General features: G+C 58.1%; 14 protein-coding genes. 4 read left to right on the top strand and 10 right to left on the bottom strand.

The annotated features are described in order from the left end of the window. Positions 1–148: 148 nt before the first annotated feature. The 4 genes from E7738_RS04925 to E7738_RS04910 all read right to left on the bottom strand — a co-directional run bounded on the left by E7738_RS04925 (position 149) and on the right by E7738_RS04910 (position 3172). A complete protein-coding gene (locus tag E7738_RS04925; RefSeq protein WP_058758650.1) occupies positions 149–664 on the bottom strand; it encodes a phenolic acid decarboxylase in 516 nt (171 codons plus the stop codon). A gap of 183 nt (positions 665–847) precedes the next feature. Further along, positions 848–1765 (bottom strand): nucleotidyl transferase AbiEii/AbiGii toxin family protein, encoded by a 918-nt coding sequence (locus E7738_RS04920; protein ID WP_058780563.1) that lies wholly within the window; start codon positions 1763–1765, stop codon positions 848–850. After that, positions 1740–2294: a type IV toxin-antitoxin system AbiEi family antitoxin gene (gene abiEi / locus E7738_RS04915; protein WP_021506034.1), complete on the bottom strand. Its 555-nt coding sequence runs from the start codon at positions 2292–2294 to the stop codon at positions 1740–1742. Before abiEi ends, E7738_RS04920 begins: the two co-directional genes overlap by 26 nt. A 146-nt stretch (positions 2295–2440) precedes the next feature. Beyond that, positions 2441–3172 (bottom strand): YoaK family protein, encoded by a 732-nt coding sequence (locus tag E7738_RS04910; protein ID WP_127834093.1) that lies wholly within the window; start codon positions 3170–3172, stop codon positions 2441–2443. Positions 3173–3400: 228 nt separating this feature from the next. Between E7738_RS04910 and E7738_RS04905 the strand changes: the two genes are divergently transcribed. Next, the gene (locus E7738_RS04905) at positions 3401–4180 is read left to right on the top strand and encodes an alpha/beta hydrolase (RefSeq protein ID WP_058780561.1); all 780 of its coding nucleotides are present in this window, start codon (positions 3401–3403) and stop codon (positions 4178–4180) included. A gap of 85 nt (positions 4181–4265) precedes the next feature. Here the strand turns inward: E7738_RS04905 and E7738_RS04900 are convergent, their stop codons facing one another. Continuing rightward, positions 4266–4796, bottom strand: a complete 531-nt coding sequence (locus E7738_RS04900) for a GNAT family N-acetyltransferase (RefSeq protein WP_058769804.1) — start codon at positions 4794–4796, stop codon at positions 4266–4268. A gap of 275 nt (positions 4797–5071) precedes the next feature. Between E7738_RS04900 and E7738_RS04895 the strand changes: the two genes are divergently transcribed. After that, positions 5072–6499 carry a purine-cytosine permease family protein gene (locus E7738_RS04895; RefSeq protein ID WP_058780560.1) on the top strand — a complete coding sequence of 476 codons (1428 nt, stop codon included), beginning with the start codon at positions 5072–5074 and terminating at the stop codon, positions 6497–6499. 129 nt (positions 6500–6628) lie between these two features. Then, a complete protein-coding gene (locus E7738_RS04890; RefSeq protein WP_394516159.1) occupies positions 6629–11212 on the top strand; it encodes an ATP-dependent helicase in 4584 nt (1527 codons plus the stop codon). Here E7738_RS04890 and E7738_RS04885 read toward each other — a convergent pair. The 5 genes from E7738_RS04885 to E7738_RS04865 all read right to left on the bottom strand — a co-directional run bounded on the left by E7738_RS04885 (position 11209) and on the right by E7738_RS04865 (position 17833). Then, entirely contained in the window at positions 11209–13305 is a 2097-nt protein-coding gene (locus E7738_RS04885; RefSeq protein WP_125308677.1) for an FUSC family protein, read from the bottom strand. The two genes, E7738_RS04890 and E7738_RS04885, sit on opposite strands and share 4 nt — an antisense overlap. Before the next feature lie 322 nt (positions 13306–13627). Next, complete coding sequence (locus E7738_RS04880; protein WP_394516158.1) at positions 13628–14743, bottom strand: lactonase family protein; 1116 nt, start codon at positions 14741–14743, stop codon at positions 13628–13630. Positions 14744–15063: 320 nt separating this feature from the next. Further along, complete coding sequence (locus tag E7738_RS04875) at positions 15064–16338, bottom strand: MFS transporter (protein ID WP_132462505.1); 1275 nt, start codon at positions 16336–16338, stop codon at positions 15064–15066. After that, entirely contained in the window at positions 16313–17383 is a 1071-nt protein-coding gene (locus E7738_RS04870; protein WP_394516157.1) for an amidohydrolase family protein, read from the bottom strand. Before E7738_RS04870 ends, E7738_RS04875 begins: the two co-directional genes overlap by 26 nt. 267 nt (positions 17384–17650) lie before the next feature. Beyond that, on the bottom strand, positions 17651–17833 hold the full coding sequence (locus tag E7738_RS04865) for a DUF1289 domain-containing protein (RefSeq protein ID WP_021506023.1): 183 nt from the start codon (positions 17831–17833) through the stop codon (positions 17651–17653). Positions 17834–17954: 121 nt separating this feature from the next. On the opposite strand from E7738_RS04865, the gene E7738_RS04860 reads away from it, so the two are divergent. Next, positions 17955–18230 carry a metal/formaldehyde-sensitive transcriptional repressor gene (locus E7738_RS04860; protein WP_058769814.1) on the top strand — a complete coding sequence of 92 codons (276 nt, stop codon included), beginning with the start codon at positions 17955–17957 and terminating at the stop codon, positions 18228–18230. Positions 18231–18273: the final 43 nt, after the last annotated feature.

Raw genomic sequence — 18273 nt, 5'->3', positions numbered from 1 at the left:
CTTTTGTCAGATTTCACGTAGCGCGATCGGTCTGTTTGCTGAATATCGCGACGTCATCTTAGTGCGCATCAATGCCTCGCCGCACTGCACAATCGCAGGGGCGCCATTCATGGCGACCGAACCCGGCGCCGTCAGCGGATTGCCAGCCTCATTTATCTTTAAAATAATCTTCCGGCATTTGTCCCGGCGGCATGTTGATTACGGCATCATTATCCGGACCTTCATTCTTCATGTAGGTCACTTTGGCAAACTCAGGAATCACTACGTACGGATACGCTGGCCCTTCATCACGGAAACGATGCATATCTTCGATAAATTCATTCTGATAGCAGATGGTTTTTTCCGGATGCTGTCCTTCGCCGGCAATCCACTGCGGGAAAAAGATGGTGCCGTGAATCACCTTGCGGTTGATATCAAACAGCAGACTGACGCAGGTGCCGGTCGGCTCGTGCCAGTCGACTTTATAAATGCCCGGCGCGAACTGCACCGCATTCATACTTTGGTTGGTCACCCAACGGCCACCAACCAATCCCTGATGGATACGATAATCACAGGTTGTTGCGTTGCGCGCGTACCACTCATATTTCCAGCCATTATCATAGGTATAAACGAAATGCGTCCCAACAAACGCAGACAAATCTTTGGAAAATTCATCCGTTATCATGGTGTTATCCATTGTTTTACCTCATCAGCAGTTTGTTGAAGCAGGAATAGTAAGTTATAGCGCCTGTGAGAAAACCAGACGGCAAATTAACAAAAAAAATCCGCTTCCTGAGCGTGCTGCCGGCTTGACAGCGCCCGTCCCCTGCTCTTTTATCTCCTCTGTACGCCGGGCCAGCTGTCGCTGTTACATTCTGAAGGCGTCGTCTGGCCGTTTTCCTGCTAAATCTCGCTGCAATCTTTGCAACAGCGAGGTCAAACGTTCGGCGATGTAATCGGTAAATTCTGCACGTCCCAGCGTTCTGGCAAATACCTGCTGGGGTATGAAACGACGCATCTCGTTGTAAAAACGTCCGTCTTTGACGATGTTTTCGATACCAGCCAGTCGTTGTTTTAATAACTTTTCATAGTCAGGAATTCGGTAATCCTCGATTTTTTGCCGAATCCAGCCCACATCATACGCAGCGCCTTGCTGCATCAGCCAGGGTAAATCCCAGACATCGCGGTAACGAAGATATTTGGTGGTCGCAACCAGGGAAATAAGCTTATCACTCATGATTTCGTCGAGACTTTCACACATTACCAGCGTATCGCTGTAGCCATCCGGCAACACCGGATAATTGCGGCTTAGCGGCAACGGTTTGCGACTGTAAGCGGGAATATTAGCAACTTCGACCTTGATGCGTTGCTTAGGCATATCGCGTTTTTCGGGTGCCGTCGTCACGGAGACCTGCCATTTATCGACTCTGATCTCTTCATAGCCCGGCTGGCGGCGAAGTTCTGCCGGCTCTTTGACCGTAACTTCTAAACCGTAACGCGTGCCGAGATAGTCTTCGATACAGACCTTCATGTTTTTTAAATCTGCACCGGAAAAATTGATGCCGCCGGCGAAATCCAGGTCCTCGCTGAATCGATTGCCGTCATAACATAGCCGCAAAGAGGTACCGCCCTGAAACGTCAGATTTTGCAGCAGACCCGCTTTATCCAGACAGTAAAGGATGTCGTAGTGTAAAAGCTCTTTTTCCACTACGTTACGCATACCCTCGAGTTGCGCTGAAGCCATGGCCTTAGCGACCAGTTCAGTGAAACTGACTTTCTGATTCATCGTTCGTTTCCGCCTCATCAATCAGATGCGTATTACGCCCCACCCGACGTAAATCGCGCAGTGCGGCTTTTTTGGTTGCCAGGCGCAAAGGTGACTCGCCCAAAATGGTGTCCTGCAAAATTTGTTCAGGCGATCGTTTGGTATGCGTGAATTCGATCACGCCATAAGGCGTAATGTGTTCTTCAGAACGGCCCGTGGTCATAACGGTAAGACGCCCCATCGGGATTTGTGAAATTACACCGTAAGCCGATAACGCCGATTCCAGGCTCAGGTAGCTGTATTCTCCTCTGCGCAACGTCTGTACGATTCTTTCCAGCGTGTAAGCGTCTTTACTTCTCGCATAGGCGTAAACATAGACGCCACGGCTGGCGCGCTGCAGGATGCCGTCCTTCACCAGACGGTTCAGGCCAGCGTTGAAAGCCTTGTCACTGTCGTCATAAAAGACTTTGGCTAAATCACGAACAGCAAAGACATAGCGCCCCTGCCTGTCAAACGCATTAAGCCGCTCGATTGCCGTCATTTTGTTCATATAAGTCTACGGGAAAACCACATTTATAGAGTATTCATGTGTACATGATTTGCCCAGCACTTTCAAGTGCACATGAATACCAGTAAAAAGTAGTATTCGTGTGCACTTAATCCGCCTGCTTCAAATCGGAAAACTCTTCGTCGGTGTTACCAAAATCGCATGCCGGTTAAATGCAGGGTCCTGGCGATGCCACCGACGGCGATCAGCGCCAGCACAATGCCCAACCCCGCCATCGCTTCAAATCCAAGGTGTCTGAACAGCAGATAACCGACAACGCAGCCGGACAGAAATGAGAAGATCGTAACCAGATGAGTAAAAAGCACGGTTCGATGGCCATCGCGATCGGCGGCCTCGCTTTGACTGAAGGATGCGCGTAGCCAGGATCCCAGTGCGATGCCGGCGTCGGTCAGTGTGCCGGTCACGTGCGTGGAGCGAACGCGACCGGAGGAAAGCTGGGTCGAGGTTGAGTTATGAATGCCCATCAGCAAACTCAGCGTAACCAGAATTTCGCCGTTGTTTCGTTCGGAATACCACAGGATTTCTACCAGGGAGGTCAGCAGCAGGAAAATACCCTCTGCCAGCAGCACCTGACAGTAAATGGTGCGCAGATTCCGCTTCAGGCCGTAAGCTACCGTCAAACGCGCCAGCATGGCACCGCAGACAAAAGCAAAAATCAGCACGGCCAGAAATAGCAGATCGTGCAGGTCAGAACCATTCACCTCTGCCGAAATTTGCGAGGTATTGCCGGTCATATGGGAAGGGAAAAAACCGAATGCGCCAAACGCCATGGCGTTGAGGATACCGGCCGTGGTGGCCAGCGTTAACGCCAGCAGGCGATCTTCGCTGTGAGAGCGGATTTTCTTCTTGCGCAACAGCATAATCTATTCAGCACTCCTTTGAGAGATTCTCGGGTTGGTCGGGTCTCATCCTTATCAAGCATAGCGGCTATGCTCCGACTCACGGCTAATCCTCTGCTTTTATTACTTTTAAATCCTCCGCTGCCACATCGTGTCGCTGTCATTTTTTTGTCATTTCCACGTCAGCGGAATGTTGGTCCCCGGCGCTTACAGTGGTGCATGAACCCCGATTAATTATGAGGACCGATCATGACATTACGCAAAATCACGGCGCTGGCGGCGCTGGTAATCTCTGCCCTGAGTGCCGGACTGGCGCACGCCGACAGCGCTGCCGCGCCGCAGGAAGTAAAAAATATTGTGCTGGTCCATGGCCTGTACGCTGATGGCTCCAGCTGGGGCAAAGTCATCCCACTGTTGCAGGCGAATGGTCTGCACGTCACCGCGGTGCAAAACCCAACGACGTCGCTGAATGATGACGTGGCGGCGGTGAAACGCGCGCTGGCACAGCAGGACGGACCGGTGATTCTGGTTGCGCACTCTTATGGCGGCATGGTTATCAGCCAGGCGGGCGATGAACCTGAAGTGAAGGGGCTGGTGTACATCGCGGCGCGCGCGCCGGAGGCCGGTGAAGATTATCCGGCGCTCACCAAAAAGTTCCCTGCAGCACCCGTTGCCGCTGGCCTGAAGTGGCGTGACGATGGCTTTGGCGCGCTCAGTGAACAAGCGTTTATCCATGACTTTGCCGGCGATCTGCCGGAAAGCGAAGCGCGGGCTTATTACGCCGTTCAGCAACCGATGGGTAAAGCCATTACCCAGGCGAAAACCAGCGTGGCGGCCTGGCATAGCAAACCGAGCTGGTATTCGGTGTCGACGGAGGATCGCACTATCAATCCGGATCTGCAGCGCTTTATGGCGAAACGCATGCATGCGCAGACCATCGAACTCAAGGCCAGCCATGTGTCGCTGATTTCCCAGCCGCAGGCGGTGGCAAATCTGATCATGAAAGCCGCGCACGTACCAGGGTATTGATCGCGCCCTTACCGGGTGCATGTTTGATAGCGGCGCAATTTATTGCGTGATAAATCGCGCCGCTACCAGAGGTGCGCGCCCTGCCTCACGAATGCGCTGGGGCACTCTTCATATCCAGTTCATAAACCACACAGGGCTGGTCGTAATGCTGCTCGATACCGCGATAGCGCATACCCAGCCGCTGCATCACCCGATGGGATGCAAGATTTTCCGGATGTGCCACCGCCACCAGATAATCTACTCCAATCTGCCCGGTAGCAAACTGCACAATTGCCGTGGCGGCTTCGGTGGCGTACCCTTTTCCCTGACTGCTGCGCAACAGTCGCCAGCCAATTTCCAGCGGCGCCTGTTCCTGATGGGCCAGATGCTGCAGACAAGCCGCCCCGACGATGTCATCGCTGCTCTTCTCGCGGAGTGCCCACCAGGAAAAACCATAGCGCTGCCAGCGTTGCTGCACGCGCTCAATGGTCGCCAGCGTCTCGTCCTCGCTCTTCACCTGTCCCTCATTGATATAACGCATGATTTCCGGGTCATCATCCATCGCGCGCAAGCCGGCGAGGTGGCTTAGCGCAAAAGGTTCCAGTCGTAAGCGTTCTGTTTCAATCACTGCCTGCATAACTCTCTCCCCGGGTTGTCCTGTTCGCCACCGGTAGTGGCTGTGTAGTTAGCGCATCATCGCCTTTGTGCGCGTCCGTTACCGGCCAGGCTCCTGACATTAACGGACAACATTGCCAGCGTCATCACAATTTCCAATGACCAGTCAGCTTGTAACCTCATCAACCTCGTGACAATATCGCTACATGTATATACATGTATGTTTCGTGACATTTACCACTGACTAACAAGAAAAATCAATGACTAACCACCTTTAGCCGTTCCAGCGAGGAAACTATGTCCGCTCAGATACCTGCCGCAGATTATTCAGGTGCAGAGAAACAGCGCCTGTCAGAAACACGTTCCATTGATTACATCCCGCTCAGCGAGCGTCACGGGCATCCGTTTAGCCAGTTCACATTGTGGTTTGGTGGCAATTTGCAGATCACCGCCATTGTTACCGGTGCGCTGGCGGTGGTACTGGGCGGCGATGTGGTCTGGTCGATTGTCGGTTTACTGGTGGGACAGATCGTCGGCGCGGCCATCATGTCGCTGCACGCGATCCAGGGCCCGCGCCTTGGCCTGCCGCAGATGATCACCAGCCGTATGCAGTTTGGCGTTTTTGGCGCGGTGATCCCGCTGGTGCTGGTGTGCATTATGTATGTGGGCTTCTCGGCCAGCGGCACGGTACTGGCCGGCCAGGCGCTGGCGAAGCTGGTCAACGTCAGCAATGCAGCCGGCATGATCATCTTCAGCGCCATCATCATTGTGATTGCGGTGCTCGGCTATCGGGTGATTCATAAACTCGGCAAAGTGGCTAGCGTCATCGGCGTGCTGGCGTTTGTTTACCTGTTCATCACCCTACTCTCCAGCCACGATTTAGCGGCCGTCTGGCAAAATCAGCACTTCAGCGTTGCCAGTTTTCTGCTGGCGGTATCGCTCTCCTCGTCATGGCAGATTGCGTTTTGCCCTTATGTGTCGGACTACTCGCGCTATCTGCCGGTGGATGTCTCCGCGAAAAAGCTGTTCAGTTCGGTGTTTTTTGGCACCGTGCTGGGCACGCAGGCATCAATGACGCTCGGCGTCATTGTGGCTGCAATTGCGGGTAAAGCGTTCTCCGGTAATGAAGTGGGCTACATCGTCGGGCTGGGCAGCAGCGCCACCATGGCGATGGTCATCTACTTCGCCATCTGCTTTGGCAAAATCACCTTCACCACGCTCAATGCCTACGGCAGCTTTATGTCGCTGACCACCATTGTGTCCGGTTTTCGCCAGCAAACCGCGATCAGCCGTGGCGGACGTATCCTGTTTGTGGTGCTGATGGTCACGCTCTCCTGCATCATTGCGCTACTCAGCGAACCGGCGTTTCTCAAATCATTTACCCACTTCCTGCTGTTCCTGCTGGCCTTTTTTGTGCCGTGGAGCGCCATCAGCCTGACGGATTTCTATCTGATTACCAAAGGGAAAGTCGATGTGCCCGCGCTGTCGCAACCGGATGGCCGCTACGGTCGCTGGAACTGGGCCGGCATTATCATTTACTTCCTCGGGGTGCTGGTACAGCTGCCATTCATTGATAACCCGCTGCATCATGGTTCCCTGACGTGGATTTTTGCCGGCAACGATGTGTCATGGATCATCGGCTGGTTTGTTACCGCATTGCTGTGGCTGGGGGCGCGTCGTTTCGACCGCCGTGGTGCACTCGCGCAGTCGATCTACCCTGAGTGACGTTGTCACAGGTATGCTGAGGGCGGCGCGATATTGCGCCTCCCTCACTCCAGTAACATCCTGATAATGCCGTAAACGCTGCGGCAGGCTACACTGCTGATCGCCCTTTCGAGAATGCAGGAGTCATGGATGCCAGCCTCAGCGCTTTCACTGTTCACCCCGGCCACGCAACAGTGGTTTCGCCGCACTTTCCCGGCGGCGACCCCCGTACAACAGGAAGCCTGGCGCGCCATCGCCAGCGGACAACACTGCCTGGTGATTGCTCCAACCGGCTCCGGCAAAACGCTGGCGGCATTTCTGCATGCGATCGACGCGCTGTTTCGCGAGCGTAGCCGCGACGAACCCGTAGCGCGCAGTCATAAGACGCGCATTCTGTATATTTCACCGGTTAAAGCGCTTGCGGCTGACGTGCAGCGTAACCTGGCGCTACCGCTGGCGGGCGTTGCCGCTCAGCGCGCGGAATTGGGTGAGGCGGATATCACGCTGGAGGTCGGCATGCGCTCCGGCGACACGCTCAGCGCCGAACGGGCAAAGCTGCAGCGCCGGCCGCCGGACATCCTGATTACTACCCCGGAATCGCTTTTCCTGCTGCTGACGTCAAAAGCCCGCGAAACGCTGCGCGGCATCTCAACCGTGATTATTGACGAAGTGCACGCGGTGGCCGGAAGTAAACGCGGCGCCCACCTGGCGCTCAGCCTGGAACGGCTCGATGTATTGCTGGCGCAGCCTGCTCAGCGCATTGGCCTGTCGGCCACTGTGCGACCGCCAGAAGCGGTGGCAGCTTTTCTCGGTGGCGCGGGCGCTACGCGCATCGTCAACCCGCCGGCGCAGCGGCCGCTGCAGCTGACAATTACTGTGCCGGTAGAGGACATGACGGATATCCAGCAGCGTCCCGATGCGCGCGCCGCGCAGGAGAGCAGCCTCGCCGCCGGTTCCATCTGGCCGCATATTGAAGCCGGCATCCTAGATGAGGTATTGCGCCATCGCGCGACTTTGGTGTTTACCAATTCGCGTGGGCTGGCGGAGAAACTCACCGCACGGCTCAACGAACTGTATGCGCGACGCGCCGCGCCAGAGCATGGCGTAGCAGAGCCAGCCCTCGCCTATGGCTCTTTTAGCGGTGGAACCGAAAAACGCGCCACGCCTGCTGAAGCGTATATTGCCCGTTCGCATCATGGCTCGGTGTCGAAAGAGCAGCGGCTGGAGATTGAGAACGCCCTGAAAGCCGGCGAGCTGCGCTGCGTGGTGGCGACATCCAGTCTTGAACTGGGAATTGACATGGGTGATATCGATCTGGTGATTCAGGTCGGGGCACCGCCTTCGGTGGCCAGCGCGCTACAGCGTATTGGCCGGGCCGGCCACCAGGTCGGCGGTACGCCGAAAGGCATTATCTGGCCGCGCACGCGCCGCGATCTGGTTGATGCGGCCGTGACGGTGGACGCGATGCTGGCAGGCGAACTGGATGCTATCGCTTTGCCACACAATCCGCTCGATATTCTCGCCCAGCATACGGTGGCGGCGGCGGCCATGGACACCCTGTCAATCGAGGCGTGGTATCAACAGGTACGCCGTGCCGATCCGTTCAAAACGTTACCGCGTAACGCCTTCGATGCGGTGCTGGACATGCTGTCTGGCCGCTACCCTTCGGACGAGTTTGCTAACCTGCGCCCGCGCATCATCTGGGATCGACAACAGCAAACCTTAAGCGGTCGCCCGGGCGCGCAGCATCTGGCCGTCACCAGCGGTGGCACCATTCCGGATCGTGGGATGTTCAGCGTGATGCTGCCGGAGGGCGAAGAACAGTCTGGTGCGCGCCGGGTCGGCGAACTGGATGAGGAGATGGTGTATGAGTCGCGGATTAACGACATCATCACGCTTGGCGCCACCTCGTGGCGCATCCAGCAAATTACGCACGATCAGGTGGTAGTGGTGCCGGCACCCGGTCGCTCGGCGCGCCTGCCCTTCTGGCACGGCGACAGTCTCGGGCGTTCGGCGACACTCGGCGAAGCCATTGGCCGCTATTTGCGACATGCCGCCAGCGGGATGTTGCCCGGCAGCGACAACCTTGACGCCAATGCCCGACACAACATTCGTGCGCTCATCGACGAACAGATCGCCGCCACAGGCCTGGTGCCTGACGATCGCAATTTGCTGATTGAGCGCTGTCGCGATGAAACCGGCGACTGGCGCGTGATTTTGCATTCCCCTTATGGTCAGCGCGTGCATGCGCCATGGGCGCTGGCCATCGCTGAGCGGATTGGCCGTCAGATGGGCCTCGATCCGGCCGTGGTCGCCAGCGATGATGGGATTGTCGCGCGCTTCCCTGACAGCGAAGGCCGGGTGCCAGGCGCTGAACTGTTTTTGTTTGCGCCGGACGAACTCCAGCGACAGGTGACGGCTGCGGTGGGACATTCTGCGCTGTTTGCCGCCCGCTTCCGCGAATGTGCCGCGCGCGCCCTGCTGCTGCCGCGCCGCAATCCCGGTAAACGTTCTCCGCTGTGGCAGCAGCGGCTGCGCGCCGGGCAACTGCTGGAGGTGGCGCGGCAGTTCGACGATTTCCCGATTTTGATCGAAACCGCGCGTGAATGTCTGCAGGACGTGTATGACCTGCCGGCGCTGCATCAGCTGATGGCGCGGATACAACAGGGCGAGGTTAAGCTGACTGAAGTTACTACCGATACGCCCTCGCCGTTTGCTGCACCGCTGCTGTTTGGCTATGTCGCCGAATTCATGTATGCCAGCGATGCGCCGCAGGCGGAGCGGCGCGCGTCAATGCTGGCGCTCGACAGCACGCTGCTGAGCGATCTGCTGGGCCAGGTTGAGATGCACGAGCTGCTGGCACCCGAGGTGGTGGCACGCGTTGAGCAGGAGCTTCAGCGCACCGTCCCCGATTATCAGGCCAGCACTCAGGAAGCTGTGGTTGATCTGCTGCGCGAGCTGGGGCCGCTCACTGTGCCGGAAATCACGGCGCGCTACAACGGTGAGGCGGCGCTGATGCCGCTGCTAACCGCGCTGCAACAGGCGCAACGCATCATTCAGGTTACGATTGCGGCAGAAGCGCGCTGGGCTGTCGCCGAAGATGGCGTGCGGCTGCGCGACGCACTGGGCACGGCGCTGCCAGCTGATCTGCCCGCCGGGCTGCTCGCGCCGGTGGCCCGTCCGCTGCATGACTTACTTAATCGCTATCTGCGCACCCACGCTGTCGCCACCAGTCTGCAAATCGCTGCCCGCTTTGGCCTGGGCCGGGTCGTGGTCGACGACACGCTGGAAGAGCTGCGTCAGCAGCAACGCGTACTGAAAGGCGATTTCCTCTCGCCTGCGGTCGATGCGTCAACGCAGTGGGTAGCGGAAAGCGTATTTCGTCGTTTGCGCGTGCGATCGCTGCAGGCGGCGCGTGAGGCCACCCGACCGGTCGAAGCGCCGGCGTACGTGGCTTTTCTGCTTGAGCGTCAGGGATTGCTGAGCGACGTCGCGGCATCTGCGGCACAGGGCGCCTTTGCCGGTATCAACGGCGTGGTGCGGGTGATCGAACAGCTGGCTGGCGTGGCGCTGCCGGTTTCGCTGTGGGAAAGCCAGATTTTGCCGGCGCGGGTGCGTGATTATCAGCCAGCGATGCTGGATGAGCTGCTCTCTTCCGGTGAAGTCATCTGGAGTGGCCAGCGGGCCCCTGGCGCGCAGGACGGACTGGTCTCACTGCACCTGAGTGAGTTTGCCAGCGAAACGTTACCTGTGCCTGATGAAGGTAATAATGTGACATTGTCACCTTTGCAGCAGGCGATTGTGGCGCAGTTACAGGACGGCGGCGGCTGGTTCGCCCGCGAGCTGCTGCCGCGCGTGATGGCGCAGCATGAACATGCTGTCGACCCCGGCGAAGTCTTTGCCGCGATGTGGGAGCTGGTATGGCGCGGCTATCTGACCATGGATACCTGGGCCGCGCTGCGCCAGCTCAGCACCACCAGCCACACGCCGCGTCCACGCCCGGCCCGTCCTGCGCGCAGTCGCCACAGTCGGGCCAGTTTCGCAGCCAGCCGCAGTGCTGCTGCGCAGCCCTCGCTCAACAGCATGGCCGGACGCTGGTCGCTGATTGTGCGGCAGCCGCTGACCGACACCGAACGCGCCCTGGCGCTGACTGAAAATATGCTCGACCGCTTTGGCGTGATCACGCGCGGTGCCGCCGTGGCAGAGCAGATTCCCGGCGGCTTTCCGGCATTGCAGCCGCTGTTGCGCGGCATGGAGGATGCCGGACGGCTGCTGCGCGGGCGCTTTGTTGCCGGCATGGGCGGCGCGCAGTTTGCTGAAAATCCGGCCATCGACCGGCTGCGCCAGCTTGGCAGCGCGCAGGCCACGCATCCGCCGGTGGCGCTGGCAGTGCTGGATCCCGCCAATCCCTTTGGCGTGCAGCTGGCGTGGACACTCAGCGTCGGTGGCGTGCGGCCTACCCGCCGCAGCGGCGCACTGGTGGTGATTGGCGATGGGCGCGTTATGTTGTGGCTGCCGCCGGGTGGTAAAGAGCTGTTAACTTTTGGCGACATTAGTGAGGAGCAACGCCAGGCCGCCATCGTGGCGCTGGGCCAGGCCTTACGCCGGGAGAAAACCCATAGCTTCATCCTCGAACGGGTGGACGATCAGCCGGCCAGTCAGTCATCGCTGCTACCGGCCCTGAAAGCCATCGGCTTTTCCCGCGTGCCGAAAGGCTACAGCTGGTATGGCTAAGCCTGCAGGCGGTAACGATGCTGCTGCAGGCGTTCGGCCTGACGCGGCGTGGCCGCCGGCCAGCTAAGTTGCGGAAACAGGTATAACCGGATGCTGAACAGATGAAACAGCGGCAGCAGCAGCGCCTCGTCACGCTGCGCCAGCTGCTCCAGCTGCATCAGCAGCACATCGAGCTCCTCCTGCAAATCTTCATGCGGTGGCGTCTGCAGCGACTTCAGCCTGCGCTTGAGAAACAGTCCCAGCTCGTGAAACATCTGCCCGCTGTCCAGCTGATAACGGCTCAGCAGCGCCTGATGGCGTGCGTAGTAGTCAAAGCTATTGACCCCCAGCCACACCTCGGTCAGCAGCATTCCCGCCGGCGCCATATCGGACTGCGGATCAAGGTGCAGGCGTGGCAGCACCACGTTGACCTTATCCAGCATCAGGCCAATAAAACGCTGGCGTCCCAGCAGCGATGAGCCGGTGCGCTCAATCTCCTTGATAAAGCGCAGCAGTTCACGCAGGCCGTGACGCACGGCACGGCGCGCGGTCCACGATGGCCGCTTGTTGCGCATCAGCGCGGTCAGGATCACCGCAAACAGCACGCCGGCCATTGAAGCAATCGCGTTATTCACCAGCAGCACCAGATCGGGTTTCAGATGATGTCCGAGCCCGATAAAGCCGGGGATCTGAATCGCCACGCTCAGACCGATCATGTTGCTGGCCGGTCGCGCAATCATCAGTCCGAGCAGCAGCAGACCCGGTGCCAGGCAGAGGATCAGCGCCTCGAACGAGGTTGCCTGCGGCAGCAGCAGCGCGACATAAATCACGCTGATAAAGATCGCCACAATCACCCCACGAATAAACAGCTTCATTGAGGTCAGCGGCGTATCGAGGCTGGCGAAGAAGGAGCTGAGAATCGCGGCCATCACTGGCGCTGATGCCCCGTCGCGCCAGCCGGTCGCCATCCACAGCAGGCAGGAGCCAAAGGTGGCGCAAAATGCCGTCAGCGCCGACAGCCGAATCAGCCCTTTGTCGAAAAAGCGATGCGTGCGTTTGCCGCGCGCCAGCGTGGTGTCGCCTGACAGATCGCTGACCAGCCCGCCCACACTCTGGTAAGCCCCGGCGATACGCACAAAATCCACCAGCCGCTCCAGCAGGCCGGTAAATAGCAGACAGTGTTCGGTAGACAATTCGCCGTTGCGCCACGCTGCATTCAGCCGATCCTGACAAAGGCTCAGTTCCAGCTGAATACCAATGACATCGCCCACCGCTTCGCCATCATTCAGCCACAGCAGGAACTGCTGCAGGGTCTGCTCAACCCAGGCAGGAAAGACAATCTGGCGCGCCGCAAGCCGCTGCAGCCGCATCTCAATCGCCGTCAGCGTGGGGATTAAGTATGAAAGATGCTGATACTGCGTGCTGACCAGGCGAATCAGACGCCGGGCCGCGTCGCCCTCGTACACGCAATGGGTAATCAGGATCTCGACCTGCTGCGGATTAGTGGCCATGCGGGTCAGGATTTCGTCGCGTTCTGGCGATCGGTCAGCGGAAATGCCAGAGAGTAAATCGCGGCACAGCTTGCGCCCGTTGAGATACCACTGGCTGACGCTCTGCTCCAGCAGACTGCGCATCGAGACCGGAAACAACAGCGCGTGCACCAGGCTACTACAGACAATGCCCAGGGTAATTTCTTCAATGCGCGACAGCACGGTACTGGTGATACCGAGCGGTGTCGTCACCTCCGGGAAACCCATAATCGCGGCGCTGTAGCCCGCCAGCATAAAGACATAGCTTTTCGGCGTGCGGTCGTGCAGCGACAGATAGAGACACAGGCTCACCCACAGTGAGATACACAGGCTGAACAGCAGCGGATGCGCCACGGTGAGTGGAAAGATAAAAAAGATAAAGACGCCACCGAGCAGCGTGCCGAGCAGGCGGAACAGCGATTTGGAGATGGTGGAGGCCGAATAAAGCTGCGATGCCACAAACACCGTGGTCAGCGCCCAGGCGGGACGATCAACATTTAGTTCTAGAGCCAGATACAATGCCAGAAAGGCGGCCAGACAGGTTTTTACAGCAAAAAAAACGGCGTTTTTCGAAAACCACTGCATGTCACGGAGACCAGAAGGCGCTAAGTGCGGCGTATCCTGCCAGAATCTGGCGGGCGCTCATCCCGATAACTACGACAAATTGTTTCGTAATCGAAAACGGTGTTCATACGCGCCTGACATCAGGCACTGAATGCTTTAAAGAAACTAATCGAACGCAGCGATCGGCGGGTCGCCGGCGGGATATCTGCGCTGCCACTGCCGCAGAAAGCAGCAATCTGCCTTCAGCGGTAGAAATGTGTCGCAGATCACACTTTGCTGCCGGACGATGCTATCCATAAAATAATTTCGCGCAATAAGGCGCAGTTTCCTGCGCCCGATCATTTTAATAGCTGACGATGGTCACCCAGTTCGCGTCCCGGCCGGCTGGCGCTTCGCCCACCCGCTGCAACGCCCCGCTGCGCGCCTCAATGGCGTAGCTGCCAATAACCGCACTCTTCTCACCGCTCACCACCAGCCAGCGGCCATCGGCGCTGATCGCCATGCCGCGCGGCTGTTTCTCCACCGGCCAGCTGCCGATCAACGTCAGTTTGCCATCCTGCTGGTTAACACGGTAACCGCTCACGGTACTACTGGTGCGCTCGCTGACATACAGAAAACGCCCGTCCGGCGTCAGCTGGATATCCGCTGACCAGATGCGCGGCGTGCTGTCGCTGTAACCCGGCGGCCGTTCACGGCCATGTTGCAGATGATACTGCGCCGCCACCGCGTTGGGCGTTTCCGCCACTTTCACCAGCTCGCCGCTGGCTTCGCGCCGGAACTGGGTAATGATGCCGCCCATTTCACCAATGTTGTACAGATAGCGATTATCCGGCGACAACACCGAGTGGCGCGGACCGTTATCGGCGGCGGTTGCTACCTCCCCCTTGCCGAGGGCGCTCAACGTGCCGTTTGCGCCCAGCCGGAGCTGCAGCACGCGATCGGTGCCAAGATTACCCACATAAGCGTGACGACCGCTGGCATCGACAATCACCGAATGCGCCGCATGACCGGTTTTATAGCTGCCGACCGGCGGCGTAGCGATGGTGCCGCTGGCTGTCAGGCGGTAAACCTGCACCACGTCGCCGTCATATGAGGCCCCCAGCAGAAAGCGTCCCTGACGGTCAGTGCTGATGTAGGGGTAACTGGCCGCAGCCGGCACGGTGTGCCGGTTGTTCAGCTCGCCGCTCTGCGAGTCAATCTGCCAGCTCGCCAGCTGCAGCGGTTTACTGCGAATCGCCGCGTACAGCGTTTTGTGATCCGCACTGAGCGCCATCGGCATCACTTTTCCCCCGGCCTCAGTGTGGCCAAGCAGCTGCAAAGCGCCGCTGCGCGCGTCCAGCGTATAGCGCGCGATGGTGCCGTCGTCGGCGGCGGATACGTACACAAAGGTCTGCGCCAGCAGTGGCGCGCTCACCGTCATTGCCGCCAGCAGCGTAACGGTGCGCAGGCTGTTTATCATGGTGTTCTCCTTGATGAGGGTAATCAGACCCGGTTATACGCAGTAAAGCACGCGCCTGTTATGTGAGATTGCCCGACGTCACCTGGGCACTTCTCCAGCAAGTCAGGCTAATCAGGCAATTAGCGCGCCGGCGAACCTGATGTTTTGTCCGGGTTTGTGCGCGGGCTCACCTGGCGTGGCCGCGATGTGGTGCAGGATTTTGCGGTGATGATTCTGGCTACGGTGGGTATACCACACAACTGGCTGAACACCTGACAGCGCGTCAGGTGTTCAACCGTGTCACAGGTTTTAACCTGCCGATTGCGCGACAGGTGCACAGCTTACTGCAACTTCACGCCTTTGGTTTCTGGCGCTAACCAGACCACCACCATCGCGGCAAGAAAGGCGATCACCGTAGTGGCCAGCCCGGCGGTGAATCCTCCAACGCTGGCCACAAAGCCAATCAGCAGCGGCGCGATAAAGCCGCCCAGGCGCCCGCCGTTATACGCCAGCCCCATTAAAAAGCCGCGTGACTGCGTGTCGCCAATGATCTCGGCGAGGAAAGGACCGGAGCCGGCAAAAATACCGTTTACGCCAAACCCTGCCATGAAGATGGCAACCATCAGAATCAGCGGCTGAGTGGTCGCCAGATACATGCCGACCGCCACCGCACCGATAAACAGGTAGAGCAGAAACATCGGCCTGCGCCCCCACTTATCGGCCAGCAGTGAGAACACCAGGAAGCCTGCAATGGCACCGGTTTGCAGGGCCAGCACAAATTTCAGGCTGTGAAGAAAATCAAGATGCTTAACTTCACGAAGATAGGTTGGCGTCCAGGTGAATACGCCCCAGAACAGGTACTGAATGAAAAAGATAAAGGTAAATGCCAGCAGCAATCCTTTGAGGTTGATTTTGCCGGTACCTGCTGTTTTGCTCTGGCGGTGAGCGCGTTCCTGCTGGCGCGCCAGCCAGACGGGTGATTCAGGCGTGATATAAGCAATAACCATCATGATAAACACCGGCAGTGCGCCAATCATGAAAAGGTAGCGCCAGCCGCCGTTTTCCAGCCCGCCGGTCAGGGCCGTCACCAGCGCCGTCAGGCCAATCGCCAGAATCGCCCCCACCGGTAACCCCATTTGCATCAGCGCGCCACCGCGTGCACGACGTTCCGGACGCCATGTTTCGGCGATCAGTGCCGCTCCTGACGTCCACATGCCGCCCATACCCAGCGCACCGCAGAATCGCAGCGCAGCAAACGCCTGAGGATTGTGGGAGAACGCCAGCAGTCCGGAGAAGAGTGAATAGATGGCGATACAGATGAAGGCCGTTCTGACGCGTCCGATCTTATCGGCAACCAGCCCAAAAAGAATGCCACCAATAATCTGCCCGCCTGCCGTGGTGCTGATAAACACGCCAAGTTCTGTTTTGCTGACATCAAATACCACGCCCAGTACCGGTAGTAACAGCGAGAGCAAAAACGAGTCATAGCTTTCAAACGTCCACCCTAACCCGCCCAGCGCCAGCGTCCTTTTTTCTGCCGATGTATACGAGATCGCTGCAGCGGACTCATCCTGCGCCAGGGGAGGCGCTTCATGCAGTCTTGATTTGATATTCATCCATATTCTCCAGGGAGGATAAGCGATAGCGTGCAGCCGCGGTGCGCCAGAACAGCTGTTCTCTTTCGGTTGGCGAAGCGTGCTCAGCCAGCTTTTTACAGGCATTCCAGAATACGCCGTAGCTGAACATCCCTTTGTCGACCGGGAAGTTGCTGGCAAACATACAGCGCCCGACGCCAAACGCGTCAACCAGGGTTTCAAACTGCGGCCGCCAGGCCTGCGAAAGCGTCTGAGAGTCCGGCGGTATGGCATGCTGGGCGAAGGAGTAGCCCATGACGGTCATGCCGAAACCGCTGATTTTGATGCTCACGTTTGGCAACGCCGCCAGCGCAATGATGGCCTTTTTCCATTCCTGGAAGGTGGCATCCCGTTTGTCGGCATACGGCCCGCTACCGATCGGCCCGCCGCAATGGTCCACAATAATGTGCAGATCGGGTAGCGCCCGTGCCAGCTCAGCGATTTCATCGAGTTGGGTGTGATAAACCCAGACATCCAGCGACAGTCCTTTGCGGGCCAGGCATGCGGCACCGCGCCGGAATGCGGCACTGGCCGCCAGACCGGCGGGCGGCGTCGCGGGACTGGATACCACGCGCGGGTCATCGTGCCAGGCCAGCGGATTACGCATCCCGCGTAATCGTCCCCCTGAACGTTCCGTCATGCTTTCAATCACCGGCAGCAGGTCATCGCCAGCCAACAGGCTGGCACCGCCGACAATCGCTTCACAGCCTGCCGCCGCGCCGTAATGGCCGCTGTCAAACATTGCCGCGACGCCGCTGGCAAACTCCACCTCACCGACGGGTTTGAAGGCCTCCGGTCCGTTGCGGCGCAGCATTGAACGGCACTGAATGTAGACGGTAGAGAGTATCCGGTGGCCGGATGTTTCGATATCGTGGCTGAATTCAGGCGCCAGATAACGCCCTGTCTGGCGGTCCCATAAGTGATGATGCGCATCGACCATCGGCAGGTCGGGCATCAAAGCGGGCTCATGATGCAGTGCCAGCCAGTGCTCTCTGACAGGCAGATGCGGTGCGTTAACGATCTCCATAGTATCCCCTCTTAACTGCCTGATTTAAATCAGGTCTGAAACGCTGCTGGCGTGCCTCATCGGTGAAGCAATGAGTTGCACCAGGTAAAACACAGTTTTACATAGTAAATTGACTATAGATTCACCGCATAACCGATAGCCAGCAAAAAGGGGATGTTAATGATGTAAGTAAGATGTTAATCACAAATGTCCTGCTACACCGTCAGGTTTCAATCTTTGGCAGCAGCGTCACCCTCAATGTGTGTCGCCTCGACCTGACGAACAAAACTACGCCTCTCGGGTTTTAAGCGCTTTCAGGCGCGCCGGAAGCGCCCGCTCTGTCGCTTTGCGATGGTAAGGCGAAAGCTTGCGCCAGCTTTGGGTTTCCCCACGGGTGCGTCCGCATCCTTCGCACCAGCCGGTTTTCGTATCAAACACACAGAGATCGATGCACGGCGATTTTGCGGCCATATCCAGCCTCCTGGGATTTGGATGTCAATGTCGGGGTAATCAGTTGCAGGCGGCCCGAAAGCGCCGTAAAGTGAGTTATATACTATACCCCAGTATAGAACATGATCAACCGGAGGCAGTAATGGCCCATACCCTGAGAAATCAGAAAAGCTTGCTCACCCGCATTCGACGTATAAAAGGTCAGGCGGCGTCGCTGGAAACCGCCGTCGAATCGGGTGAAGAGTGCCTCAAGGTACTGCAGCAGGTCGCGGCAGTGCGCGGCGCTATTAATGGCCTGATGAGCGAATTGCTCGAAGGCCATATACGCGAACATTTGATGAACGCAGAGGCTACGCCGCAGGCGCGAAGTGAGGATCTGGAAGAGATCGTGGCGGTCATTCGTTCTTACCTGAAATAGAACCTCAGGCACGCAGCCGGCTTAATAATAATTATCGGGAATA

This window comes from Pantoea sp. SGAir0430 (genome assembly GCF_043549295.1).
This window is presented reverse-complemented; position numbering and strand designations above follow the sequence as displayed.